This is a genomic window from Limimaricola sp. AA108-03, from assembly GCF_050847355.1.
Taxonomy (GTDB): Bacteria; Pseudomonadota; Alphaproteobacteria; order Rhodobacterales; family Rhodobacteraceae; genus Limimaricola.
The window spans coordinates 43147-65668 of record NZ_CP193756.1 but is presented as its reverse complement, the minus strand read 5'-3'; the positions used below and the strand labels follow the sequence as shown (position 1 = coordinate 65668).

The window sequence follows — 22522 nt, the reverse complement described above, 5'->3', positions numbered from 1 at the left end:
GCTAGCGCACGGCGTGCCGTACCAGACTGGGAAGCCAGTTCCCTTACCGAGGATCATGGGCGACGGCCATTCGAACACAGGTATTCATGCACAGTCTATCGCACGGCCTTCGTCGACGACGTCAATGCTCGATCCTTGGCAGGAACCATGCCAGAAGGCCGGCCAAGGGCAGGAAGGCGCAGATCTGGTACAGCGTCTCGACGCCATAGCTGTCGGCCAGAACCCCGAGCATCGCGGCGGCAATACCGGCCAGGCCGAAGTTCAGGCCGTAAAACAGCCCGCCGATGAGCCCGATGCGGTTCGGCAGGAGCTCCATCGCGTAGATCAGAATCGAGGCAAAGGCGCTGGCCATGATGAGATTGATCATCACCGTCAGCACACCGGTCCAGAACAGGTCGACATGGGGCAAGAGCAGGGTCAGTGGCAGCGGACCCAGGATCGAAATCCAGATGATGCGATACCGTCCGATGCGGTCTCCGACGATGCCACCGATCAGGACGCCAATGGCGGCGGCCAGCAAGAAGACGAACAGCATCATCTGGGAGGTGCGGATCGACACCTCGAACTGCTCGATGAGATAGAACGTGTAGAAGGACCGGAAGCTCTCCCCATAGGCGTTTTTGATGAACATCAGCAGCGTCAGGACGACGAGGCCGACCGCAACGGTCGAACGCGAATGCTGGGGCGCGTCGGAGCCTTTCTTGATCTGGGCACGAAGCTGGGCGAATGCGGCGCTGATCCGGGCCTGTTGACGGCCGATCCACGTCAGCAGGATCATCGCGGTCAGAGCTGCCAGGGCGAACCAGGCGAGGCTTGGTTGCCCCCATGGGACAACGATGAAGGCAGCCAGCACGGGGCCGAGAGCGCCACCGGTCTGCCCGCCGACCTGAAAGATGCCTTGCGCCAACCCCTGCCGGCCGCCGGCCGCATAGCGCGCGGTTCGGGTTGCTTCGGGGTGGAAGATGGAGGACCCGATGCCGATGAGTGCCACCGACATCAGGATCATCGCGTAGCTCGCCGCGAAGGCGAGGCTGATCAGTCCCGTGAGGGTGAACATCATACCCGCGACGGGCGAATAGGGCGCCGGGCGCCGGTCCGTGACCATTCCCACGACCGGCTGTAGCAGGGCGCCGGCGACCTGAAAGGTCAGGGTGATCATCCCGATCTGGGCGAAGTCCAGCGCGTAGGAGGCTTTCAGGATCGGGTAGACGGCCGGGATCAGCGACTGCATCAGGTCGTTGAGGAGATGCGTGATCCCGAGAACGGACAGAACCGCCAGGTAGGTTCCAGAACGAGCCGCAGCTGTCATGACGTCGCCTCCATCCGAACCCTTTAAGCCGGGTGACCATATGCGCGGCACCGGCGACCGCAAGGGGCAGGAGTTGCAACAGGTCAGGTTGGGCTCGCCTCCCAAGAGGGGCGTGTGTGTCGTTTGACGGCCGTCTTCCACGGCAGGGTGAGGGGGCCACAAGCTCAGGCCGCCTCGGGCCGCCGCGCCTCGGCCCGGATGTTCAGGTAGTTGCCGCCGAGGATCAGCGTGACGCCGATCAGCATCAGGAGCCCGATGGGTTCGTCGTAGAGCACCAGCCCGACCACCGCGATGACCGGCAGGCGAAGGAAGTCGAACGGCATCACCAAGGTCGCGGGCGCAAGACGCAGCGCGTTGGCGATGCAGAAATGCGCGCCCAGCCCGGCCGCGGCAATCACGCCGATCCAGGGCAGGGCCGCCTGCGAGGGGGCGGCGATGTCGCCGTCGAACCCGGCGCAGGCAAAGCCGAGCACCGTCTGGCTTACGGTCATCCACCACAGGATGCAGGCCACCGGGGCCTCCGTCGTAAGGCGCCGGGTCAGCATGTAGGTCAAGGCAAATCCCAGGGCGCAGCCCGCCGCGGCCAGAAGCGCGGGGCTGAGCGGGGCGGCGCCGGGACGCGCGACCATCACGATCCCGAGGAAGCCGAGGATCGCCGCGATGGCGCGCGGCCGCGTCAGCTTTTCGCCCAGAAGCAGCGGCGACAGCACCAGCACCCAGAGCGGTGCGGTGAACTCGAAGGCGAAGACCTGCGCCAAGGGCAGCGAGGCCAGCGCATAGAACCACAGGTTCTGGGCGCCGAAATGGGCAATGTTGCGCGCCAGATGCAGGCCGGGGCGGCGCGGCGTCACCTCGTGCCAGCGGCGCCCGAGGCTCAGGACAATGGCAACGATCGCCATGCCGATCAGCGACCGCCACGCCATGATCTCGAAGGTGTCGAGCTCGATCGACACGGCCCGGCCCGCAATCGCCATCGAGGTGAAGGCCGTCACCGCGCCCATCATCCACAGGGCGGCATAGAGCGGCGCGGTGCCCGATGGCCGGGCGATGCTGGGGGTCATCTTCGCGTGCTCCTCAACCGCAGCGTGGGTCCTCGCGCTTCACTAGCGCAGGGCGACGGGCTTTCCCAGCTCTGCAAGCACGTGCACTGGGGACAGGGCCGTCATCACCGTTCAACAGCGCTCACAGTCAGTGAACAACGATCGCTCGCCTATCGCCGCCCCAGCAGCCAGACGATAAACAGCCCGCCCACGAAGCCGGTGACCACGCCAACCGGCAGTTCCTGCGGCGCCCTCAGGATGCGGGCAACAAGATCGCCCCAGATCAGTACCAACGCGCCGAGCAGCGCCGACAGCGGCAGCACCCGGGTGTTGCCGCCGCCGACCATCATGCGCGCGAGATGGGGGACCATCAGCCCGACAAAGCCGATCACCCCCGGAAAAAGCGACCATCACGCCGGTCAGCAACGCACCCACGCTGAAAACCTAGAGCCTGAACCTTGCAACCGGAATACCGAGCGTTGCGGCGGTTTCGTCACCGATCGTCATTGCGTCAAGATCCTGTGCCCTGAGCCATAGCCATGGTCCGCAGAGGGAGAACACGAGGGCGGGGAACACCAGGTGCGACCATTGCGCCAAGCCGAGACCACCCAGCATCCAGAACAGTGCGGTATGCGAAGCGCGCGGATCGCCAAGGAAAATCATCGCATTGGCTTAGGCCATGACGACCATTCCGGGGCCATGACACCCAGTGGTATCCTCGGTATCGCTCGCCGCTCATAGTTGCGGGGGCAGTCACGGAGTCGGCACCTGCTGGCTCCACGACACCGTATTCCCGTGTCACCCCGCGTCGCCTTCGAAAACCATCGTGGGACGAGATGCCATGCTGCGCCCGCGAAGAGCATGGCATGATCTGCACGTAATATCTGTTTTAACGGGGGACTTTGTAAGTTCTGCGCATCGGTGCCTGCCAATGCTGTGTCGGGCGGCCAGCCTCAAAGACTGTAAGGCGGGTGGTATTCAGGCCATCAATCGTTGGAGGGGTAAGCCGCTCCACGACGGCCGTTCTCCGAATGGGACAGGTCGACGACCTACCCATAGCCCGCTGACGGCCCTGCACACGAATGCCCAAGGAGGGGGCCGGCCCCTCCCCTTGCGGATCAGAGGAGAGGCCGGGGCAATTCCGGCATGGAACAGGAAGAAGCTTACCCGACGCACGGCGGTTGGCAAGGCGGGCGAGAGGGCACACCGCGCGATTTATGTCGCATGAGCTCTTGGGCCGCTCGCACAACATCCCTCTTTGCCGTTTCTCCTAGGGTGACGGATCTATGCAAGAACCGGATCCTTTTGTCTTGCGAACCGTTCGGCGGGAGATCCTGCAACCGGAGATACCGAGATGCCCACCAAGATTACCGTCTTGTTCTATTCCACCTACGGCACCAACCACGGTGTCGCGCTTGAAGCGGCCGGGGCAGCGGAAGCTGCTGGCGCCGAAGTGCGCATGCGCCGTTGCCGAGAGACGGCCCCGGCCGAGGTGGTGAACGGCCAAGATGCTTGGCGCGAGCAACTCAAGCGGATGAAAGACATTCCCGAAGCATCGCTAGACGACATGGAATGGGCCGACGGCTACTTCATCTCCGTACCAACGCGCTTCGGTGTCCCCGCCAGCCAGTTCCGGGCATTCGTCGACACGTTGGGGCCATTGTGGCAATCGGGCGCACTGGCAAACAAGGCCGTGACCGCGACCACATCCGCACAGAACCCCCATGGCGGACAGGAGACGACGATCCAATCGATTTACGTCACTGCCATGCACTGGGGGGCCGTGATCGTGCCACCAGGTTATTCGGACCCGATCAAGTTCGAGGACGGCGGCAACCCCTATGGCTATTCCTGCACGCCCGGTCCGCTGGACGAGACAGGCAAGAAGTCTGTGGCGTTCCAAGCGCAGCGACTAGTGAAATACGCCGAGAAGCTGATGCAGTGAGGAGCGCGCCCTGAAGCAGGATGTGCTGGCCCGTCCCACATGGTTACTACGCTCCCCTGTAAAGGCGCAGGGCGCCGCCAAGGCGAGCCAGCACAAACGCCTTGATGGTTTATACTGCTTCGGGGCGCGGGCGCGGTCCGTCGATCCTTGCCTGAATGCAGAGGGAGCTGCATGGCTTGCCCGACCCGATACGCTGGGACGGCTTCAACTCAGCCTCCACCACCAGATGAACAAAAGCAGCGCTGTGGCGATGATGATCACGGGAACTCCAGCGAGGACCATCATCGCCGTGCCCCCGACGATCAAGGCCCACGAGAGGAGAACAAAGGGCCGCATCGGCATCGGAATGATGTTGCTCTTATAGGTTCTGCACTTCATGGGCTTCCCTACCGAAGGAGCTTCATGTCATCCGGGAGCAGCTATCATCGTTTCCGGCCCCTTAATAGTTCCCTTGCGGAATTCAATACGTGCCGTCAACACCTGGAGCGAGGCTGACCCCTGCCCCCATGCCGACACCCCTCGCCTGAACCAGGCTGGTCACTGTCAAGCCGAGGCCAAGGGCAAATTCCGCCAACGGCAAGAGGGCGTCCGCTTGCAATTGCCCGTAGGAATACATGGAGGTCACGCAGCCGCCGGCGCACTCGAGACCCCTTCCTAGGAAAGGTCGCCCGTCCGGTTCCGAAACGCTCTCTCATCGCCTCTTCCAAGGCTTCCTACCGCCCGGCTGGGCGACAACAGTGACCTGCCTTCCTCCCGCATCCGCAAAACGTTCAAGGCACCAAGGCAAAGATGCCGGAGATCGAGCGCACCGGTCCGGAGCGGAGCCACAAACAGAAAGTCAGGAGAGAAACCGGCGGCGAGGGAGCGCAGGGTATCTGACGACGGGCAATGTCCGATCGTTTTCATACAGCAGCTTCTCCAGCTGTTTTCGAGCGAGCGCCCTACCCGCCGCCACTCCGGCAGAAGCAGTAACCCTCAAAGCTCATCGCTTTTTGCCGTCATGGCGTAGAGCATCCGGGCTTTCTTGCTCAGAGGGGCAATCGCCACTAGCATTCTCGACTTGCGGGCCAGAATGAGAATGCGGCTTGGCCGAGAGCTCTCTGCGGGTGGTTGCAAGTTGCACCTGGGAACCACCGCCATTGCGTCGGTGATCAGCAAGCGTCGGATACTCGCTGACCGGACTTGCTCGTGCATCTGGACTTCTGCTCGCCAACATTCGAATGTTGCCAAGGCACGAGCCAGGCTAAGAGGTCTCGGCGTTCACGGCGTCGGAGAGAAGTCTCCAGCGGCGCCTGCGACCGGCGCCGGTGATGATCTCGTAGTCAGAAATAAACACATGCTCAGGCATATGCCTAAGTCTTCATGGTTACGTCTGAGGGTCCGGTCGAAACGGGGGCCAGTTCAGCGACCGAGGACGGCCTCCGAGCATCAAGGCAGTGGAACTCCGCAAGGAGCTTCTGCCTTGTAGTGGCATTATGGAGGGCTGAAAAATGCACAGGAATGTCACGGCTATCTATCGCACCTATGCTACTGCCGATCTCGTGCGCCAAGAGCTGAAAAGCCTTGGTATTTCGCCTGGCTACATTCATGTCATCCCCGATACTGACAATAGGGTTCTCACAGGGGATGCGCGTGGAGATCACCGTTACTTCGACCAGCTATACGACCTGCATTTGCCGGATGAAGACCTGAGAACATACCAGCAGAGCGTCCGCAACGGAGATTACGTGGTATCCGCGGAAGTCGATCAAGGTCAGATCGAACGTGTGCAGGAAATCATGCGGCGACCGGAATCGGAGGCCTATGATCTTGATCAGCGGTCAGCAGAGTTCCACACGGCGGAGCTCTATCCTCACAGCGATCCAACGGGCCGCAGGATCGACGAGGATCGGATCGCGCAACGCGATCCTGATCATGCAGACCCTTACACCCGTTCCTACAGGCGGAGCGCTCGGCTGAACGAGCGACGCGACTGACGCTCTGAGAGCGTTGATGACATAGAAAGGAACATCAACATGGCTGATTATCGCGATCCCAAGGTAACGAACGCCGGTGGCAATAAGGCCAACAGCATGGGCAAGTGGATCGGTATCGCGCTCGCCGCACTTCTCGGACTGTTACTGCTGGGCTGGCTCTTCGGGCTGTTCGATCCGGAAGAGGCAGGCCTCGAAACAGCAGACCCCGCCCTTATCGAGGAAACCGAGAATGAAGCGGAGGTAGAGACGGTCGATCCTGCCGTTACCGAATGACTGCTACCTGACGCGGAGCTGCAACCGGCTCGGGCTTTCTCGTAAGCTGGTCGACCGTTGAATGTCGGGTGGCCAGATCCTCCTCGTTCGAGCATAGACGAATTGTATCCGCTCCGGTTCGAGTGGCTTTCTCCGGCCACGGGAAATGGGTCATGGCCGCCGGAACTTTCTCGCCGCTGCTGCGTTTTTTGGGTCACTGCCCACGATGTGTCATTCCAAGAAGGCTGCGCTTCCGCTCCAGAACCGGGAAGCGCAGCTTTTCTTGCCAAGGCCAGTGAAACTTCGATTCCCACAAATTTCTTAGGACGGCATATCCGGGTGTTCAAGGTTGAGTTCCCTTGACCATAATAGGAAGGCTTAGGCCTGACAGGCATTACCCAGGAAAAGCCCCCCCTCATTCATGTCCTTTTTTCATGTGCAGGACGGCGTTGATGATGGGGCCGCCCTCCGATGTGGACTTTTACAAATCCACCTTGGCAGACCGATGCCGTCGGGCAACTGTGTAGTTACTCAAAGGCGAATGGGCTGTTTGTTCCGGATCATGGCGTTGAGGATGACGAGGAGCTGACGGGCAACGGCAATGAGGACTGTTTTGGGGGCTTTGCCGGCAGCCTTCATTCGATCTCGCATGGCAATCAAGAGCGGCACGCGGCGGGAAGCGCTCAAGGCCGCGATGTAGAGAGCTTCGCGGACCTTGCGCCGTCCTCCCCATATGCGTCGCGTGCCGCGCCATGTGCCGCTCTCGCGGGCATGTGGAGCGAGCCCGGCGAGAGAGGCGATCCGACGCCGGCAGAGCGTGCCAAGTTCGGGCAGTTCGCCGAGAAGCGTCGCCAGCACCGTCGGTCCGATCCCGGGCACGGCGCGAAGCAACTTCGCATGCTCGATAAGTTCGGGGCTGTCATCGATCAGAGCGGCGATCTTGCAATCCATGGTGACAATGCGGCGGTCGAGCAGCGCGATCATTGTTTCGATCTCGCGCAGGATTGCTGGCTGGCCGGCGCTGTGGCGACGCACCTTTTCGGCTTTCCGCATTTCGACCAACTGCCTGCGGCGCCGAAGGAAATCGGAAAGGCGGGCCCGGTCCGGATGAGGCGGCGCGGTAACCTCGAGAGGCAGGAGACGACCCATATCAGCCAGTATGCGCGCATCGACCCGATCCGTTTTGGCCAACACGCCTGTCGCGCGGGCGAACTCCCGGGCTTGCCGCGGATTGACCCGTGCGAAGCGAAGGCCCCGGTCGCAGAGCGCCTTGATCAGAAGAGTGTCGCAACCGCTGGTGGCCTCGAAGACGACCAGAGAGTTCGCAGGCAAGGACGCGGCCCAGCGGGCAATGCTGTCCGGATTGTTATTGACCCTCACGGCCACCTTGGTCGGCAGGGCATGCGTATCGATCCAGCCGCGGGCAAGGTCGCAGCCGATGACGGTCTGTGGCATGGTAAAAGCTCCTGTCCATGTCATGCGGGATCGGAGTCAGCCGTCCCAAGCAACTGTTCAGGTTAATCGCGACGCGGAAGGGGCCCTTGCTCCCACACGGGCTCTCTACCCTGGGGGCAACTGTGTCGTTTCTTAGAGGCGAATGGGCTGTTTGTTTCGGATCATGGCGTTGAGGATGACGAGGAGCTGACGGGCAACGGCAATGAGAACTGTTTTGGGGGCTTTGCCGGCAGCCTTCATTCGATCTCGCATGGCAATCAAGAGCGGCACGCGGCGGGACGCGCTCAAGGCCGCGATGTAGAGAGCCTCGCGGACTTTGCGTCGTCCTCCCCATATACGTCGTGTGCCGCGCCATGTGCCGCTCTCGCGGGCATGTGGAGCGAGCCCGGCGAGAGAGGCGATCCGACGCCGACAGAGCTTGCCGAGTTCGGGCAGTTCGCCGAGAAGCGTTGCCAGCACCGTCGGTCCAATCCCAGGCACGGCGCGAAGCAACTCCGCATGCTCGGTAAGTTCGGGGCTGTCTCCGATCAGAGCCGCAATCTTGCGATCCATGATGACAATGCGGCGGTCGAGCAGCGCGATCATCGTCTCGATCTCGCGCAGGATTGCTGGCTGGCCGGCGCTGTGGCGACGCACCTTTTCGGCTTTCCGCATTTCGACCAACTGCCTGCGGCGACGAAGGAAATCAGAAAGTCGGGCCCGATCCGGATGAGGCGGCGCGGTAACCTCGAGAGGCAAGAGGCGCCCCATATCAGCCAGTATGCGCGCATCGACCCGATCCGTTTTGGCCAACACGCCCGTCGCGCGGGCGAACTCTCGGGCTTGGCGCGGATTGACCCGTGCGAAGCGAAGGCCCCGGTCGCAGAGTGCCTTGATCAAAAGAGTGTCGCAGCCGCTGGTGGCCTCGAAGACGACTAGAGAGTTTGCAGGCAAGGACGCGGTCCAGCGGGTAATGCTGTTCGGATTGTTATCGATCCTCACCACCACCTTGGTCGGCAGGGCGTGCGTATCGATCCAGCCGCGGGCAAGGTCGCAGCCGATGACGGTCTGTGGCATGGTAAAAGCTCCTGTCCATGTCATGCGGGATCGGAGTCAGCCGTCCCAAGCAACTGTTCAGGTTGATCGCGACGCGGAAGGGACCCTTGCTCCCACACGGGCTCTCGACCCTGGGGGGGGACGGGCTCCCTTCCGCACCGCCATTCTACTCCATTCGCAACAGACAGGGGGGGACGGGCTCCCTTCCGCACCGCCACTCTACTCCATTCGCAACAGACAGGGGGGGGCGGTAACATCATCAATGCCATGCGGAGGCTACGCCTGCCGATGCGATTGGCCAGCCGTATCTGCATCCCAGCAGTCCTCAGCTTTGCCGTGACCGCCGAGAGCTAGTTGATGGCAGGACGCCCTTGCACAAGCCTTCCTGCTATCTTTCCGCCCGCGTCACTCAACCGGGACCATGAGATGGGCATATGGCGTTCCCGGCCACATGACCCACGGCTGGTTGGCCCCGTCCGGAACCTCCTGCGGATAGCTGTCGAGCATCGGTTGTGCCTGTGAGCCGACGATCATCACATGCGGCCCGGCGACGACCCATTGGTTGTCCGCCGTCTCGCCCTCGGCATAGGGGTCGGTATTGCTGGCGCCTTCATCACCGAGCAGCATGTAGACGAAGCCGAGCGTCTCCGGGGGGTCTTCCTTGTTCATCCAGGCATTCAGGAATGACATCGACGCCTCATCTGCGCACATCGGGTCGGTGCCGGGATACATGCAGGTCCAGCCGTTGGTGCCTTCGCGAAGCGTCATCATCTCGCCTTCCGCAGGGAAGTGCAGAAGCGTCGCATTCTCAAGCACCGCGGAGGGCGCGACGCCCTCGAGGCGCTGCATCAGGTCCTCGGCAGTGACGTCATCGCTCTGTGCGGCGGCGCCTGACGCAAGCAGCATGCAGGTTCCAACGGCCGCAGTCATTGATGAGAGTTTCATGGGAGCGTCTTCCTCTTCCAGGTTCACGCTATCGCCATCGAACACAACCGCGGGATGGCGGTAGTGGGTCGAGTCTGCGCTTGCACATCGCGTTTGGCAAAGATTTTCGATTGTCCCGCCGAAGCGACGCCTTGGTCAGACCTGAAGTGGTTTCCGTCGGTCGTGGTTATCGCTCTCCCGATCAGACACACCCTTTGGAGGCCAAAGCTCCTTTACAGCAAGCCCAGTTTCGCCGCCATGGCGACAGCTTGAGACCCTGACCTCGCGCCCAGCTTTCGGCGGGCGTTCTTCAACCGCTGTTTGACTGCGCTTTGGCTCACGTCAAGGTCGTAGGAGATCTGTTTGAGCCGCTTTCCCTCCTTCATGCATCTTAGCACAAGAAGTTCGGCCTTGGTCAGGACCGCTGGAGGCGTGGCGAGGCGGTCGTGATGCTCCACGACGAGTTCAAACAGGTGGGCAAGTTCGGCATCGAGATATTCCCGATCTTTTCGGAAAAAGAGGCCGTAGGACCTCAACTCGTCGGCGGCATGGTAAGCCACGACCCCGCCATAGGGCGTGTCGTGCTCCGCCGTGAGAGAGCTCGACTTCAGCGGATCATGGTCGGCAAGGGCACTCCACCGGATCGCACCGTCGTTCTCGAGAGACCAGCGTGAAGCAGGGGCATCAAGAAAGAATGGCTTGCACGTGTGCCGCTCGATCCATGACTTCGGCAGGGTGCTCACGCGAATGGTAGGGAAGATGAACCGCACATGAAGACCGAGGAAAAATCCTGCGGGAGCGAGATCCGCGAGCGCATCCGTGGACAATTGTCCGATCATTTTCGCACCGTCGCCTGGCCATTATGGCCGCGCTTCCCATGAGATCTATCATAGGACAAGCGCGACCCGACGGAATTCAATTGTCCGGTCTCAGGCAGCAGATGCCCCCATTCCCTGCCTTGGGCTCGGCTGGAACCATGCTACGCGTAGCGAGGCGCTCATGCGCCGGCACTTCCTGCTTTCCGTTCGGACCCCGTCGCTCAGGATCGCGAAAGCTCTTTTTCGACCCTGTCCGGCTGAGCCCCTCTTTTCACCGGCAGCAGGATTTCACAGAGGAGCCCAGCTGGGTGGTAATCGACGCTTACCTTTCCTCCAGTCTCTGTCTCCAACATCTTCTTGATCATGAGGGTGCCGAAACCGGCCCTCTCAGGCGATACGACAGGCGGACCGTCATGCTCGCTCCACTGGAAATGAAGGTTCTCGCTGGTCTCCTCGTCCTGAACATCCCACTCAATGGACACTCGGCCCTCGGCGACACTAAGAGCGCCATATTTCATCGCATTCGTGAACAGCTCATGGAGGGCCATGGACAAGGCCAGGTTTGTCTCGGGGTCGAGAGGAATGTCCGGGCCGGAGACGGTGATCTGTCCAGCGTCGAGCCCTGCAAAAGGCTCGTAGGCTGAACGGACTGCTGCCGCGATGGTCGTCCCCGACCTCTGCTTGGACGTGAGAACGGTTTGAGCCTTGGCCAGCACGTTCAAACGCTCCTGAAAGGTGCGGCGTGCCTCGGGCAGTTCGCTGCCATCGGAGAAGGTACGGCGCGCGATGGCCTGAACGACAGAAAGCAGGTTCTTGACCCGATGCTCGAGCTCCCGCGCAAGCACGTCACGCTGTCCTTCGGCCTGTCGCTGAGCTTCTTCCCGTTCCTGCAGCTCATCGAGCAGGTGATCCAGGGTCGCGCCGATCAAGCCCAGCTCGCTAGAGCGCGCCAGCGCACCAGTGCGTACGTTCCTGTTACCGCTTTGCCACCGCCTGATCGTGCGTACGAGATTTTGCACCGGGCGACGCACGAAGACCCGCCCGAACATCCACGCCATGAGAAACGCGATGGCACCGCCAGCCAACGCCAAGGATGCCGAACGGCGGGTCGCAGCGTTCACCGGGGCCATCACCTGGTCCTTCGGCAAACCCACGGAAATATAAAATGGCCGCCTCTCCACGGGTGGCTGGTATCCGACGAATAGGTCCCGCCCGTCACGCCCCGGCAAGGAAGCTGTCCCTCTTGACCCAGAGGCCGCGAGCGCAGCAGCTCCCTCCGAGAGTTCCTCGCCCACGATATTCGATACGAAAGGGCGATGCGCCAAGATGGTTCCGTTTCGGTCGGCAATCGTCATCTCGGTGCCGGCCTCGAACCCGCTGTCGTAAATCACCTCTTCGAGCGCCGTGAGGCTGATGCCGAGCAAGACGAACCGCTCCACCCCGCCCTCGACCCTGATCGCCATCCCGATGGGCAGACTGGGTCCGGCGGGGGTATCCTGATAAGTTCCGATAGCAAAACGCGAGCCAGAAAGTTCTGCTATCAGCGGATCTGCAACCCCGGGCAGCGCGGCGTCGGGCGTTGCGCCCGTATGACAGAAGATCGTGCCTTCTTCGTCGGCGACGATGATATCATTGAGCTGTGGGAGCTGCCTGTTGACCTCCTGAACATAAGTCTCGCAGCCTTCGCTATCGCGCCGAGTGACCGGCGGAGCCGCCGCGACAGCGATCATGAGCGTCGCCGCCGATGTCAGCACTCGTTCAATCTCGGATGCGGCCAGGTCACTCATCCTGGCGACATAGCCTTGAGCTTCAGCTTCGCGGATTCGTCTTGAGGAGACCTCGGCACTGGTGACAATCAAGATGGCTGGGAGAAGCGCCACCCCGGTCAGAAGAAACAGGCGCTGGCTCAGCGATAGTCTGGCGTTCAACCGGCTCGTCCCTTCTCTATCAAAACTACCGCAGCCCCAATCCATCGAGGGAGCACCAGCGTCATGCCAAGCGAACTGGCTACTTGCGCCCGACCGGGCAATGCACCCCAGCCGGAATGCGCGGGCTGGGCCAAAGAACGGTGGGGGCGTCCACCTCCCTGAAAACACAGCAACAACAGCGATCCAAACCCTTGGCGCGATCCTCTCATGGGGCGGGATCAACCTGAACGGTCACCTCGCCAGCTGCAATCGTTATGTCACGGGCGCGCGAGTATTGCATCGGGCAACTGGATATAGCACCGACGGCGCTTTACTTGTCCACGATGACCATCTCACGTCGAAAGCTCTGGCAACCCAAATGGCCTTTCATGGAGGGGGCCATTCTTGTGGCGCTTTGCACAGCTGTCGCGCCGGCAGCTGCCTCTGTCCCTGCACGCCCCGGCCCTTCGATCGATGGCAAGGCTGGCGTGGTCCTCGCCCTCTTCAAATACGAGGACCTTTTCGGGCGCCCAGATGGCGGCTCCAAGAGCTTTACGCAAATAGATCTCGACCGAAATGGCGTGCTCTCCCCCGAGGAACTCCGGCTGGCTTTTGGCAGCCGTTGGCAAGCCATGCTCAAGCGCCTTGACCGGAATGGCGATGGTCACGTCACACCTGATGAGGTTCAATCCTCCCAGAGCGCCTGGAGCGCTCAGGGGAAGGCTTCGCAAGAAACTCCTCCCAGTCGGGCTGGCGAGGGTCAGGGCGAGCGTCAAGCGACAGCGCCCGGTGGGGACAGCTCCGAGACACCGCGGGCGAGCGGGCAGAATGCCCAGAAACGCGGTGCCGGAAACAAATCGGGCCCGGGGGCATCTCGCGGAAACGGTGCAAATCCCGGAATAGCGGGCAAGCTGCGGCGGGAAGGTGCTGGAAGTCGCGCTCGCGATTAAAAGAGGTGCTCCTCCTTCCGAGGTACGGACGCATTGCTACGCTGATGGCTCTGTCGGAGCCGTCGAGTTCCTGAACCTTTAGGGACTTCATGGGGCCACGCGCCGTTCCTTCGAAGAGCAGGGCCAGCCAATCGTTGCTCGGCTAGCCCTTCAGGAGTCGGTCAAGAGATACCGAGTTTACTGGGCATTCACCTCGCCGTCAGCATCGGCATCGGCATCGGCGCCAGCATCGGTATCCGTATCGGTATCGGCAGCGTCGTCTTCCTGACCTTCAGTATCCAGACCCGTGTCTTGTTCCAGATCCGTATCTTGGGTCTCTTCGTCGCCAGCGCCTTCTTCGACAGGCTCGCCGTCCTCCTCGTTGCCTTCCCCGTCGAAATCCTCGCCTTCCTCGATGAAGCCTTCGGTTTCCGTATCATTCGGATCGATCGCGGGTTCGTCTTCCTCGATCGCGTCCCGCTCCTCATCGTCCTCCGAGGCCGAACGGGACTCGGGATCGGCAACATCGGGCGAAGGCATGGGCTCGATGACCACGACACCGTCAGCCACGCCCTCCGGCACGGCGAACATCACCATCACCGGCGCCCCGTCTCGCATCACCGGGGCATCCACATCGGTCATCTCGGGCCCGAAATCGAAGGTGCCGTTGTCGCTGCTCTCGACATGCAACATAGCCATCAACTGAGTTCCAGCAGGCAGCGCCTCCGGAATGGTCACCGCCACGTCGGCGTTTTCGCCGGCAGTCACCGAGGCATGCCCCAGCACTTCACCGGCCGTGCCATCGGCAGCGACGGCATGCACGACGATGTAGCCGTCCTCCAGCGCGGCGATGAGCGGGAAGGTCACGGTGGTCTGTCCGTCCACCATCGATATCTGCATCATCGCGTCATCGGTGACCACGATCATCGTTTCATCATCCTGCGCCAGGCCCCCCCTGCCATAAGAGCGGAGAGGGCGGCAGCGCTTGCAAAGGCCTTGATCATTGGAAGTCTCCATGAAGCGTGTGCACGCACGACTCGCCGCCGCTGGCATGGTTTATGCCGCCCGCAGTACTCTGCACATGGCGTCAATGCCGACCGAAATTTTCCCAGGAGTTGGAGTTGCGGTTCCATTCCTCGCGCCGCCCTCTAACGACAGTGCTGGCTCCGTTTCGGCTATCGACCGCACGCATGCAGCCAATCGGTTGCCTCCTTCGGAGCGTTGCGGGTTGCCCAAGCTGGCCTGCGCTGGAGGCGGAGGACGACAACCGTATCATCGACGCCCCAACAGGGCCCCGACCCAATTCCGCACCTCCGAGACGGACTGTACCGATGAGATCCCCCATACGCTACCGGCCAAGCGCACACCGCCAATCTCTTCCATTGCGTCGTATAGGGGCTGATAGTCCCGGTCGTGGTGAGCGTCGTAGGTCACGATATAGGCGGGCATAGTTGCCTTTCGAACGGACAAAATAGTGCGTGGCGCAATCAGGTGCACCCAGCATGCTTTTCTATCGCCCGCCCCCGGCCTTCAAGGAGAGGATGATTGCGGAAACGCGGTCGGATCAGTGCCGGACAATGTAACAGCGCCGCGGCTGGCCCGTTCAGCTTCCGCCTGTTTCTGGGAAGACTGCGCCGGCATCTTCCCCTGTGAGAGCTTCTGCCGATATCCCCCGGCCGCTGCTGTCGCCTGCAAGGCCGGCGATAAGCCCCAGAACGCCAGCGACCACGATAACGCAGGCGAACACGGATATTGCAGTGCCATTCATACACGATCCTCCCATGGTGCAGCGGCGCAGCACTGTGCTGAAGGCGAAAGGATGAATGGAGCCGAGGGGGGATGGAACGCTACCCTCGGCTCCCAGCACGAACGTGACCTCGCGCTGCAACCGGCGCGAACCATCTGAACTCAAACGCCGGCAGCCTGCGATTTAGCGGCGCCGTCCACAAGGACAAGGGCCGTTCCAGAGTGGCGGAAGATTTCCGCTTGTTTACGCCATCTTTGGCTTCATAGTGCGCCCCGGTTGACCGGCGATTTCGCTTCCCGAGTCAGCCATGCAGTTCTGGAGCTGCAGGCGGCAGAGGATCGCGCTAGCCCCGCAAAAGGATCCTCTGCCGCCGATCGCCCTTCGCGGTGATCAAGCCTTGCATATTGTGCCTTTACAGCCTCCAGCAGCACGCTCATGTTGGCAAGCCGGTCCAGCGCCCCGTTGTGTGCCGGTTTCTCGGCGGCGTTGCTCGAGCAGGGCCGCCGTCTTTTTATGTCGCAGGGCTTCCCTTCCGACCAGCTACGTATCCAGCGGAACGCGGGGCGACTTCCAACGGTTTCCGGAGAAGATCGCGAACGGATAATTCCACCATGCTCGAGGCGTTGCAGTCTGATCTCAGCATGTCGTTCCTTGCGACGTCACCATTGGTTGCGGCTATGCGCTTGCTTGCGGCGATTGTCCTGACCGGACTGATCGGTCTGGAGCGCGAATGGCAAGGCAAACCTGCCGGGTTGCGGACTCATATCCTGGTGGGACTAGCAGCTGCCCTCTTCGTCATGCTGGGCCAAGAGGTGACCCATCTCGACTTCGGAGGAACCGATGATATGCGGATCGACCCGCTCCGCCTGATCGAGGCAGTGACTGCGGGAGTGGCCTTCTTGGCTGCCGGGATCATCTTCACAGCTCGAGGTCAGGTTCGCAACATCACGACCGGCGCATCGCTCTGGCTTTCTGGTGCAGTCGGCCTCGGCTGTGGCGGGGGGCAGATCCCGCTGGCGGCAATGGCCTCGGTGATGGTGATCCTCGTACTGCTGCTACTGCGCCAAGTCGAACGCTGGCTCGGCTGGCACGATTGAGACGGAATGGGCGGCTGGCGCTATTTCATGCCCCGGCTGGGACATTATGGCCACGACAGGGCGAAGTTCGGCTCGAGACGGCGGTAACGGAGGCGTGCCAGTCAAGGCGCATGGAACAACGCCACTGGTCCCGCAACGACGAGAGATTGAAGGACTGGTCATAGAGCTTTTGGCTTTGTTGGAGCCTTTACTCGAGATCTTCAGAATACATGGTTCGGTCCGTGATCAGCGCTGCGCCTATCAATAAGATGCTGGGTCGATGCAATTCCGATGTGCCCATCTCACCGGGGTGTTTGGTCCAGGAATCCGTGAGAGTTGCCAAGACAGCGGCGGGGAGTCCAGCTATTCACAGGGCGGGATGTCCCTTAGCGACAGTCGGCGCAAGCCCGCTGCCGTCAGGGTCAAAAGGGCGCCGAAAATCATCCCGGTCGACCAAGGCGCTGCCATCCTGCGTCGAGTGGCGAATATTCAGTGTTGGCCACGGCACGATATCCGCCGCTCCCCAGTCAATCTCCCCTTGCAAAAGCGCAGGCTTGCTGCGCAGTAATATTACAATGAGCGGTAGTTTTACGCCTGCCCATTACGATCTGGCGCTCTAACTCCTCCGACATCGCCATTCCGGCGTATTCACAGGAGCGACCCATGATCCGCAGAACCTTTCTTTCGATTACCGCCGCAACGCTCGTGGCCACCTCGGCCTATGCCGAAAGCCACTCGATGGAGGCCATGGACATCGTCGACACCGCGGCTGATGCCGAGAATTTCTCGACCCTCGTCGCTGCGGTCGAGGCGGCCGGTCTGGTCGAGACGCTGAAGGGCGAAGGCCCGTTCACCGTCTTCGCGCCGACCGACGAGGCCTTCGCCGCGCTGCCCGAGGGCACCGTCGACGAGCTGCTGCTGCCCGAGAACGTGGACCGGCTCACCGCCATCCTGACCTACCATGTCGTGCCTGGCGCGGTGATGTCGGGCGATCTCACCGACGGCATGGAGGCCGAAACGGTCGAGGGCGGCACGGTGATGATCGGCACTGAGGGCGGCGTGACGGTGAACGACGCTAATGTTGTGACCGCCGACATCGAGGCCTCGAACGGCGTGATCCACGCCATCGATGCGGTGCTGATGCCGGAGATGTAAGGTCCTGCGGGAGGCGGTTCAGGCCGCCTCCCCACAAGGTTCGGCATGCGCATCGTCGGCGCGGCGATCCTTTCTTCTCTACCCCGTCAATGAACTGAATAGCCCCGTGTCCTGGGGACGCCTTATTCGCTGATTTTGAGGCAAGGAGGCCATGATGAAGGTGGAAAGCACTGGGCCGCATTGCCTCTCTCATCGAGACCGCGAGCATCTACGGCGTCGATCCGTTCGCCTAAAGATAACGCTCGAAGCCATTGCCGCCGACCATCCATGAGGCGGGATCGACGAACTCCTCCTTTGGAGCTTCACGCTGCCACGCTGATCTCGCGTGGGGCGCGGACGTGCGCTTAGGATCATATCCATACGGATAGGTTGTGTTCATTTGGGATAGGTAGTGGATATCCGCCGCATTCTGAACACCTCGGGATCGGAAGGCAGGGCAGTCAACTTCAGTTAGATGGCTGCTCGATATGAAGAACCTCAGTACCCTCCAGATCATCGCTGCGACGTTGGCGCTTGCCGCCTTCATGTTTGCTATCGTGCTGCTGACATTCATGACCGTGAACGAAACACGCGCTTCCGCCGCGACTGCAGCCTTCACGTGGACCACGGTTGAGATCGACGGAGAGAGCTTCGCGGTACTGGTTCGGAAGGGTGAACGGGCGTAACATGTAGGCTGTCAGCTTTGGCTCGGACTTCTGGCTAAGAACCAAGCGGTTGTAGGTGCGAAACTACTCGAAGGCACCAGCCGCCGATCACGTTTTCCTTCCATCGCTGTTCCAGCTTCTCTGTGACCATACGTCAGTCGTAGCCTCGGCCATACGAGTAGGGGCCTGCTGATTCTAGGATTGGCGGACTGCGAGCTTCCCGTTGCCTGCCAACAGAGCAGCGAGGCCCGTATGGGTGCGAGTGAGGGCCGGAGAGCCCCGAGCTCCGGCCCAATTCTTGTACCCGAGCTTCCAAGAACATGAGGATCGACAGGGCCGACCGCGACGAGGCGGGAAGGATCGTCCCATATCACATGGTTCTAAAGAGGCTGGCCTAGATCAAGCGAGTTGGGGATCGAACGTGTCGAAGGGCAGGAGATCGGCATCGACACGAAGGGAGCACGATGGACATCAATCGCAGTTACTACGAGACAAGCAACCACATCCATTTCGAGCAGGCCGTGGAGAAGCCGGGCGCTCGGAAGAATGCCCACGACACTTTCAGATGTAAGGTCGCGATGGAGCTTTCCAATGTCAACCAGGCCTGCCGCAACGTGCAGATGCCCAAGCCCCTCGCGACAAAAACCTGCAAGAAGTTCGCATGCGATCACGCCGAAAAGGTCGGGCTTCCTGCATCAAGGTCGGCAACCAAAGAAGAAGATCTACCCCTCTCCGAATTTATTCGACGTGGATCAGCTGAGGGCGGCCACAGCCCACTCTCGCTGGTTTGAGCCCAACCGGGCGCCGAGCCGCGCAGACGCGGCCCGGCCATGACTGGTGCGGCGTCAGTTGGACGACCGCTTGCCTTTCCTACTTTTGCTCCTGTCGTCACAAGTCTAGTAGGATTTATCGTCGTCCCGGCCGCGACCTCGCCCTCGACCTTTCTTGTCATCTTCATCATCGTGGTCTTCTTCATAGTCGGTCTCGTGGCCACCGCGACCACGGCCTTTCTTGTCGTCTTTGTTATCATAGTCGGCCTGGTCGCGACCTTTGCCTCGGCCCTTCTTGTCGTCGTCATCGTCATCCTCGGCTTTGTTGCCGCCGCCACCTCGACCCTTGTCGGACCACTGCCTGTCGCCCTTGTGATCATCATCATGCTTTTCGGCATGATCGCGACTCCGAACGAAATCTTTGGGTTTGCTGCGAATTCGATAGCGGGGCCGGTCGTCGTCCGCGTCCGCCTTTTCATACTCCTTTTTTATGACCCGGAGATTCCTATCGTAAACGACCTCCACTTTTCTGCCGTTTTTGACGGCTTCCACCTTGTATTGGGTGGGACCCTCCTTGATCTCGACTCGGGTATACTCAGCGGCTCGATACTTCTGCATGAGCATCTCCCCCTTCGGCGAAGCGAGGGCAGACGTCGCTCCGAGAGCGACGAAAGCCGTCGCAGCCATGAATACCTTGCGCATGTTACCAACCCCTCATCAAAGTCACCCGACCATGATAGCATCCCGTGGCAACGCGCAGAGGCCCCTGAGACCTCGTCCCTGGGGCAAATGACGCAATAAGCTCGGATTGGATCTCCAAATCTCAAGGCTATAAGCAGCCCAGAGCCCTCGTTCCCGCTGATTAGGACTCTTTGTCTATCAGCCCGAGGCGCATAGCCCCTGTCAATTTGCGGTGTCTTTTGCCTTCACTAAACTCAATCGACGACCGATCCATACAGGTTGCCGGGCGCGAGCCTTTCTCCACCTTCTGCGCGCAACTGCCATAGACCAACCATGATTGCGATTTCGCAGTTTGGTGTTTCCTCGACGGGCTGAGGAAAAGCGTACCAATTGAGAATGGTTAGAACCGCCAGGTAGGTTTCAGCGCGAGTCGCAGCTGGCTTGACGTCGCCTCCATCTGACACCCATCAAGCCGGTGACCATATGACCGACACCGGTGACCGCAAGGGGCCGGAGTTGTGGACGGCCAAGTTTGGCTCGCTTTCCGAGAGCGGCGTGTCCATCACCTAACGGACGCCTTATAGGGCAAAGTGCCAAGAGTCAGATCAACCCGGCCTCGCTGGCCTTGATCGCGGCCTGCGCACCGGTCGCGGCGTCGAGTTTCAGGCGGGCGTTGCGCAGCCGCTGCTTGATTGCGCCTTCGCTCACCCCGAAATCGTGGGCGATTTGCTTGATGCGCGTGCCCTGCTTGATCGCCTTCAATACCGCGATCTCGGCCCGGGTCAGCTGCAGCTTCGATGTCACGCCGCGATGCCGATGGGCAATGAAGCGGGCGAGTTGCTCGAGCTCGGCCGCGCTGTAGTCGCGGTCATCGCGGTAGAAGAGACCATAGGAGCGCAATCCGGTGGGCTCTCGGAATGCGGCAACCGCACCATGACGCATGCCATAGTCCGCGCTCAGCCGGGTCATCCCGGCGGGATCGTTCCGGGACAAGTCGCTCCAGCGGATCGCGCCGCTGTGGTCGAGAGACCAGCGCAACGCGGGATCGGCCAGAAAGAACCGCTCGCGCGCATAGAGCTCCAACCAGGAAGCCGGCAGCTCGTTCACCTCGGCGGCGGGGAAGGCGAAGAGAATGCGCAGGCCGAGATAGTACCCCGCCGGGGCCAAGACCTGCAGCGCACTGAAGGAGAACTCGGACACGCTCACAACTACCTTTCGATTACCTGACATCGGGAGTCACTCCCGTCTAGGACGATCGCTCTAACAGATTGAACTTCTCCAGAAGAGTGGCAACTAGCTATATGACGTATGGTCATGCGAGGGGCGGGATGAAGACCGAACAGATTGTCATCGAAGGGCTGGTACGCCTAGGGGAATTGGCGCCTGCCGGTTTCGCGATCGCGCTACACGTTCGGTTTCAGACGCCCAGCTACATGTTCGAAAGCTACCCCCCCTCCTGGCTCGAGACCTATGCACGCGAAGGCTTTCTGCTGCAGGATCCGACCGTTCGGTGGGCCATGCGGCATTCCGGCACGAAGCGGTGGTCCGACCTTGGCGCCTTCGACGAGGCGGACGTGCTGGGGCGGGCCCGCGCCCATGGGCTGGCTCATGGCATCACCCACTCCATTCACGACGGCACCGCCCTCAGCATCGCTGGTCTTGCCCGGCCGGACCGGGAGTTCTCGGCCCATGAGATCCGCGAAGCCTGCGAGATTCTGCAGCGCCTGCACGATGTCACGCATCGCCGCGAGACGCTGGGCACCGATGTCAGCGCAACTCTCCACGAGATGGCCGTCGTCATGACCCAGAGGCCCGACTGACCGAGGGCGCGCGCAGCCTCGCGATGGGGCGGCCAAAGCTCAGGCGCGCCTGACAGCGGGCGGCGGCCGAATGGCCGATGTCGCGAATGAGTGGTGCCTAACTTGCAAAAGATACAACCCGACAGGGGCATCTCGCCCCTCGAGGGCGTTGAGCTTTCCAATCGCCTTGCCTGGGCAAGAACATCACGGCAGGTATCGGGGCGCGCAGGATGCCGCTTGAAAAATTCGGATGGGGCTCATGACGAAGATTGCGTTGGTGGATGACAATAGAAACTATCTCGTCTCGCTGTCCATGGCCCTGGAAGCGGAAGGTCTGGAAGTGGACTGCTACAGCGATGGACAGGCGGCGCTGCGCGCTTTTGACGCCCGGAGGCCGGATCTGGTGGTGCTGGACCTCAAGATGCCGCGGATGGATGGCATGGAACTGCTCGATCGGCTGCGTCGGAAGAGTAGCCTTCCCGTGATCATCCTCTCTTCCAGGGACAGCGAGCTCGACGAGGCCCTGGGACTGCGCATGGGCGCGGATGACTATCTCAGGAAGTCCAGCTCCCAGCGGGTGCTCATCGCGCGCATCCGGGCGCTTTTGCGCCGACAGATGGCGTGGGCCGCGGCCACCGATGATATCGAGGACGAGAGCCAGAGCGAGCATCTGGTCATGACCCGCGGGCCGTTGGTCATGGATCCCGCCCGCCATGAGGTGACATGGAAGGGCGAGACCATCTGGCTCACCGTGGCGGAATTTCGGCTGGTTCGCGCCTTGGCCAACCAACCCGGCGTCGTCGTGTCACGACATCAGCTCCTGGAGGCGATTGGCGATGAGGAGCTCGAGTTGAGCGATCGCGCCATCGACGCGCACATCAAGCGCGTCCGCCGGAAGATGCACAAAAAGGACCCGGAGTTCTCGGCAATAGAGACAATCTACCGGGTTGGCTACCGCTACAACATGTGAACCCCGCTGGAAATAACGCGACCCGCAGCACGCGCCAGCTTGACCACATCCGCTTCCCCCCAGCCAAGGCGGCCGTCATCATCTGCTGAC

Annotated in this window: 23 protein-coding genes and 1 riboswitch; of the genes, 10 read left to right on the top strand and 13 right to left on the bottom strand. The window is 61.4% G+C overall.

Going from position 1 to position 22522, the window contains the following annotated elements:
• Positions 1-121: 121 nt before the first annotated feature.
• The 4 genes from ACRAQ3_RS15935 to ACRAQ3_RS15920 form a co-directional block, all read right to left on the bottom strand.
• Positions 122-1309: an MFS transporter gene (locus ACRAQ3_RS15935; RefSeq protein WP_432256482.1), complete on the bottom strand. Its 1188-nt coding sequence runs from the start codon at positions 1307-1309 to the stop codon at positions 122-124.
• Positions 1310-1473: 164 nt separating this feature from the next.
• Complete coding sequence (locus ACRAQ3_RS15930) at positions 1474-2370, bottom strand: DMT family transporter (RefSeq protein ID WP_432256481.1); 897 nt, start codon at positions 2368-2370, stop codon at positions 1474-1476.
• A gap of 149 nt (positions 2371-2519) precedes the next feature.
• Positions 2520-2741 (bottom strand): iron chelate uptake ABC transporter family permease subunit, encoded by a 222-nt coding sequence (locus tag ACRAQ3_RS15925; RefSeq protein ID WP_432256480.1) that lies wholly within the window; start codon positions 2739-2741, stop codon positions 2520-2522.
• A 52-nt stretch (positions 2742-2793) separates the two neighbouring features.
• Positions 2794-3012 (bottom strand): iron chelate uptake ABC transporter family permease subunit, encoded by a 219-nt coding sequence (locus tag ACRAQ3_RS15920; protein WP_432256479.1) that lies wholly within the window; start codon positions 3010-3012, stop codon positions 2794-2796.
• Positions 2973-3190: riboswitch (cobalamin riboswitch) on the bottom strand. (Overlaps the previous gene by 40 nt.)
• A 513-nt stretch (positions 3191-3703) precedes the next feature.
• Here ACRAQ3_RS15920 and ACRAQ3_RS15915 point away from each other — a divergent pair.
• The 3 genes from ACRAQ3_RS15915 (at position 3704) to ACRAQ3_RS15905 (ending at position 6543) form a co-directional block, all read left to right on the top strand.
• Positions 3704-4294, top strand: coding sequence for an NAD(P)H-dependent oxidoreductase (locus ACRAQ3_RS15915; protein ID WP_432256478.1), 591 nt, complete (start codon positions 3704-3706; stop codon positions 4292-4294).
• Positions 4295-5784: 1490 nt separating this feature from the next.
• Positions 5785-6270: a hypothetical protein gene (locus ACRAQ3_RS15910; protein ID WP_432256477.1), complete on the top strand. Its 486-nt coding sequence runs from the start codon at positions 5785-5787 to the stop codon at positions 6268-6270.
• A 39-nt stretch (positions 6271-6309) separates the two neighbouring features.
• Positions 6310-6543: a hypothetical protein gene (locus ACRAQ3_RS15905; protein WP_432256476.1), complete on the top strand. Its 234-nt coding sequence runs from the start codon at positions 6310-6312 to the stop codon at positions 6541-6543.
• Positions 6544-7053: 510 nt separating this feature from the next.
• Here the strand turns inward: ACRAQ3_RS15905 and ACRAQ3_RS15900 are convergent.
• The 6 genes from ACRAQ3_RS15900 to ACRAQ3_RS15875 form a co-directional block, all read right to left on the bottom strand.
• A complete protein-coding gene (locus tag ACRAQ3_RS15900) occupies positions 7054-7977 on the bottom strand; it encodes an IS110 family transposase (protein ID WP_432256475.1) in 924 nt (307 codons plus the stop codon).
• A 132-nt stretch (positions 7978-8109) separates the two neighbouring features.
• A complete protein-coding gene (locus ACRAQ3_RS15895) occupies positions 8110-9033 on the bottom strand; it encodes an IS110 family transposase (protein WP_432256474.1) in 924 nt (307 codons plus the stop codon).
• A gap of 384 nt (positions 9034-9417) precedes the next feature.
• A complete protein-coding gene (locus ACRAQ3_RS15890) occupies positions 9418-9984 on the bottom strand; it encodes a hypothetical protein (RefSeq protein ID WP_432256473.1) in 567 nt (188 codons plus the stop codon).
• Positions 9985-10169: 185 nt separating this feature from the next.
• Positions 10170-10775, bottom strand: a complete 606-nt coding sequence (locus ACRAQ3_RS15885) for a helix-turn-helix transcriptional regulator (protein WP_432256472.1) — start codon at positions 10773-10775, stop codon at positions 10170-10172.
• A gap of 200 nt (positions 10776-10975) precedes the next feature.
• The gene (locus tag ACRAQ3_RS15880; RefSeq protein ID WP_432256471.1) at positions 10976-12682 is read right to left on the bottom strand and encodes a sensor histidine kinase; all 1707 of its coding nucleotides are present in this window, start codon (positions 12680-12682) and stop codon (positions 10976-10978) included.
• Positions 12683-13014: 332 nt separating this feature from the next.
• The gene (locus ACRAQ3_RS15875; protein ID WP_432256577.1) at positions 13015-13329 is read right to left on the bottom strand and encodes a hypothetical protein; all 315 of its coding nucleotides are present in this window, start codon (positions 13327-13329) and stop codon (positions 13015-13017) included.
• Here ACRAQ3_RS15875 and ACRAQ3_RS15870 point away from each other — a divergent pair.
• On the top strand, positions 13222-13611 hold the full coding sequence (locus ACRAQ3_RS15870) for an EF-hand domain-containing protein (RefSeq protein ID WP_432256576.1): 390 nt from the start codon (positions 13222-13224) through the stop codon (positions 13609-13611). The two genes, ACRAQ3_RS15875 and ACRAQ3_RS15870, sit on opposite strands and share 108 nt — an antisense overlap.
• 177 nt (positions 13612-13788) lie before the next feature.
• Here ACRAQ3_RS15870 and ACRAQ3_RS15865 read toward each other — a convergent pair whose 3' ends face one another.
• Positions 13789-14517 carry a DUF7282 domain-containing protein gene (locus ACRAQ3_RS15865; protein ID WP_432256470.1) on the bottom strand — a complete coding sequence of 243 codons (729 nt, stop codon included), beginning with the start codon at positions 14515-14517 and terminating at the stop codon, positions 13789-13791.
• A 1431-nt stretch (positions 14518-15948) separates the two neighbouring features.
• Between ACRAQ3_RS15865 and ACRAQ3_RS15860 the strand changes: the two genes are divergently transcribed.
• The 4 genes from ACRAQ3_RS15860 to ACRAQ3_RS15845 all read left to right on the top strand — a co-directional run bounded on the left by ACRAQ3_RS15860 (position 15949) and on the right by ACRAQ3_RS15845 (position 19003).
• A complete protein-coding gene (locus ACRAQ3_RS15860; RefSeq protein WP_432256469.1) occupies positions 15949-16434 on the top strand; it encodes an MgtC/SapB family protein in 486 nt (161 codons plus the stop codon).
• A gap of 642 nt (positions 16435-17076) precedes the next feature.
• Positions 17077-17568, top strand: coding sequence for a fasciclin domain-containing protein (locus tag ACRAQ3_RS15855; RefSeq protein WP_432256468.1), 492 nt, complete (start codon positions 17077-17079; stop codon positions 17566-17568).
• A 467-nt stretch (positions 17569-18035) separates the two neighbouring features.
• Positions 18036-18233 (top strand): hypothetical protein, encoded by a 198-nt coding sequence (locus ACRAQ3_RS15850; protein WP_432256467.1) that lies wholly within the window; start codon positions 18036-18038, stop codon positions 18231-18233.
• Positions 18234-18676: 443 nt separating this feature from the next.
• The gene (locus tag ACRAQ3_RS15845; RefSeq protein WP_432256466.1) at positions 18677-19003 is read left to right on the top strand and encodes a hypothetical protein; all 327 of its coding nucleotides are present in this window, start codon (positions 18677-18679) and stop codon (positions 19001-19003) included.
• Positions 19004-19108: 105 nt separating this feature from the next.
• Here ACRAQ3_RS15845 and ACRAQ3_RS15840 read toward each other — a convergent pair whose 3' ends face one another.
• Positions 19109-19684 (bottom strand): hypothetical protein, encoded by a 576-nt coding sequence (locus ACRAQ3_RS15840; RefSeq protein WP_432256465.1) that lies wholly within the window; start codon positions 19682-19684, stop codon positions 19109-19111.
• A gap of 579 nt (positions 19685-20263) precedes the next feature.
• A complete protein-coding gene (locus ACRAQ3_RS15835; RefSeq protein WP_432256464.1) occupies positions 20264-20863 on the bottom strand; it encodes an autoinducer binding domain-containing protein in 600 nt (199 codons plus the stop codon).
• 128 nt (positions 20864-20991) lie between these two features.
• Here ACRAQ3_RS15835 and ACRAQ3_RS15830 point away from each other — a divergent pair, with 128 nt between their 5' ends.
• The gene (locus tag ACRAQ3_RS15830) at positions 20992-21483 is read left to right on the top strand and encodes an autoinducer binding domain-containing protein (RefSeq protein WP_432256463.1); all 492 of its coding nucleotides are present in this window, start codon (positions 20992-20994) and stop codon (positions 21481-21483) included.
• A gap of 238 nt (positions 21484-21721) precedes the next feature.
• Positions 21722-22432, top strand: a complete 711-nt coding sequence (locus tag ACRAQ3_RS15825) for a response regulator transcription factor (protein WP_432256462.1) — start codon at positions 21722-21724, stop codon at positions 22430-22432.
• The last annotated feature ends 90 nt before the right edge of the window (positions 22433-22522 follow it).

What these genes read in the sequence shown, in the direction of transcription:
- ACRAQ3_RS15830 (WP_432256463.1), top strand. Translation starts at nt 20,992, where the DNA reads ATGAAGACCGAACAGATTGTCATCGAAGGGCTGGTACGCCTAGGGGAA.
- ACRAQ3_RS15920 (WP_432256479.1), bottom strand. Translation starts at nt 3,012, where the DNA reads ATGATTTTCCTTGGCGATCCGCGCGCTTCGCATACCGCACTGTTCTGG.
- ACRAQ3_RS15860 (WP_432256469.1), top strand. Translation starts at nt 15,949, where the DNA reads ATGCTCGAGGCGTTGCAGTCTGATCTCAGCATGTCGTTCCTTGCGACG.
- ACRAQ3_RS15855 (WP_432256468.1), top strand. Translation starts at nt 17,077, where the DNA reads ATGATCCGCAGAACCTTTCTTTCGATTACCGCCGCAACGCTCGTGGCC.
- ACRAQ3_RS15895 (WP_432256474.1), bottom strand. Translation starts at nt 9,033, where the DNA reads ATGCCACAGACCGTCATCGGCTGCGACCTTGCCCGCGGCTGGATCGAT.
- ACRAQ3_RS15935 (WP_432256482.1), bottom strand. Translation starts at nt 1,309, where the DNA reads ATGACAGCTGCGGCTCGTTCTGGAACCTACCTGGCGGTTCTGTCCGTT.
- ACRAQ3_RS15840 (WP_432256465.1), bottom strand. Translation starts at nt 19,684, where the DNA reads ATGCGCAAGGTATTCATGGCTGCGACGGCTTTCGTCGCTCTCGGAGCG.
- ACRAQ3_RS15905 (WP_432256476.1), top strand. Translation starts at nt 6,310, where the DNA reads ATGGCTGATTATCGCGATCCCAAGGTAACGAACGCCGGTGGCAATAAG.
- ACRAQ3_RS15915 (WP_432256478.1), top strand. Translation starts at nt 3,704, where the DNA reads ATGCCCACCAAGATTACCGTCTTGTTCTATTCCACCTACGGCACCAAC.
- ACRAQ3_RS15850 (WP_432256467.1), top strand. Translation starts at nt 18,036, where the DNA reads ATGAAGAACCTCAGTACCCTCCAGATCATCGCTGCGACGTTGGCGCTT.
- ACRAQ3_RS15825 (WP_432256462.1), top strand. Translation starts at nt 21,722, where the DNA reads ATGACGAAGATTGCGTTGGTGGATGACAATAGAAACTATCTCGTCTCG.
- ACRAQ3_RS15885 (WP_432256472.1), bottom strand. Translation starts at nt 10,775, where the DNA reads ATGATCGGACAATTGTCCACGGATGCGCTCGCGGATCTCGCTCCCGCA.
- ACRAQ3_RS15910 (WP_432256477.1), top strand. Translation starts at nt 5,785, where the DNA reads ATGCACAGGAATGTCACGGCTATCTATCGCACCTATGCTACTGCCGAT.
- ACRAQ3_RS15865 (WP_432256470.1), bottom strand. Translation starts at nt 14,517, where the DNA reads ATGATCGTGGTCACCGATGACGCGATGATGCAGATATCGATGGTGGAC.
- ACRAQ3_RS15845 (WP_432256466.1), top strand. Translation starts at nt 18,677, where the DNA reads ATGGACATCAATCGCAGTTACTACGAGACAAGCAACCACATCCATTTC.
- ACRAQ3_RS15900 (WP_432256475.1), bottom strand. Translation starts at nt 7,977, where the DNA reads ATGCCACAGACCGTCATCGGCTGCGACCTTGCCCGCGGCTGGATCGAT.
- ACRAQ3_RS15930 (WP_432256481.1), bottom strand. Translation starts at nt 2,370, where the DNA reads ATGACCCCCAGCATCGCCCGGCCATCGGGCACCGCGCCGCTCTATGCC.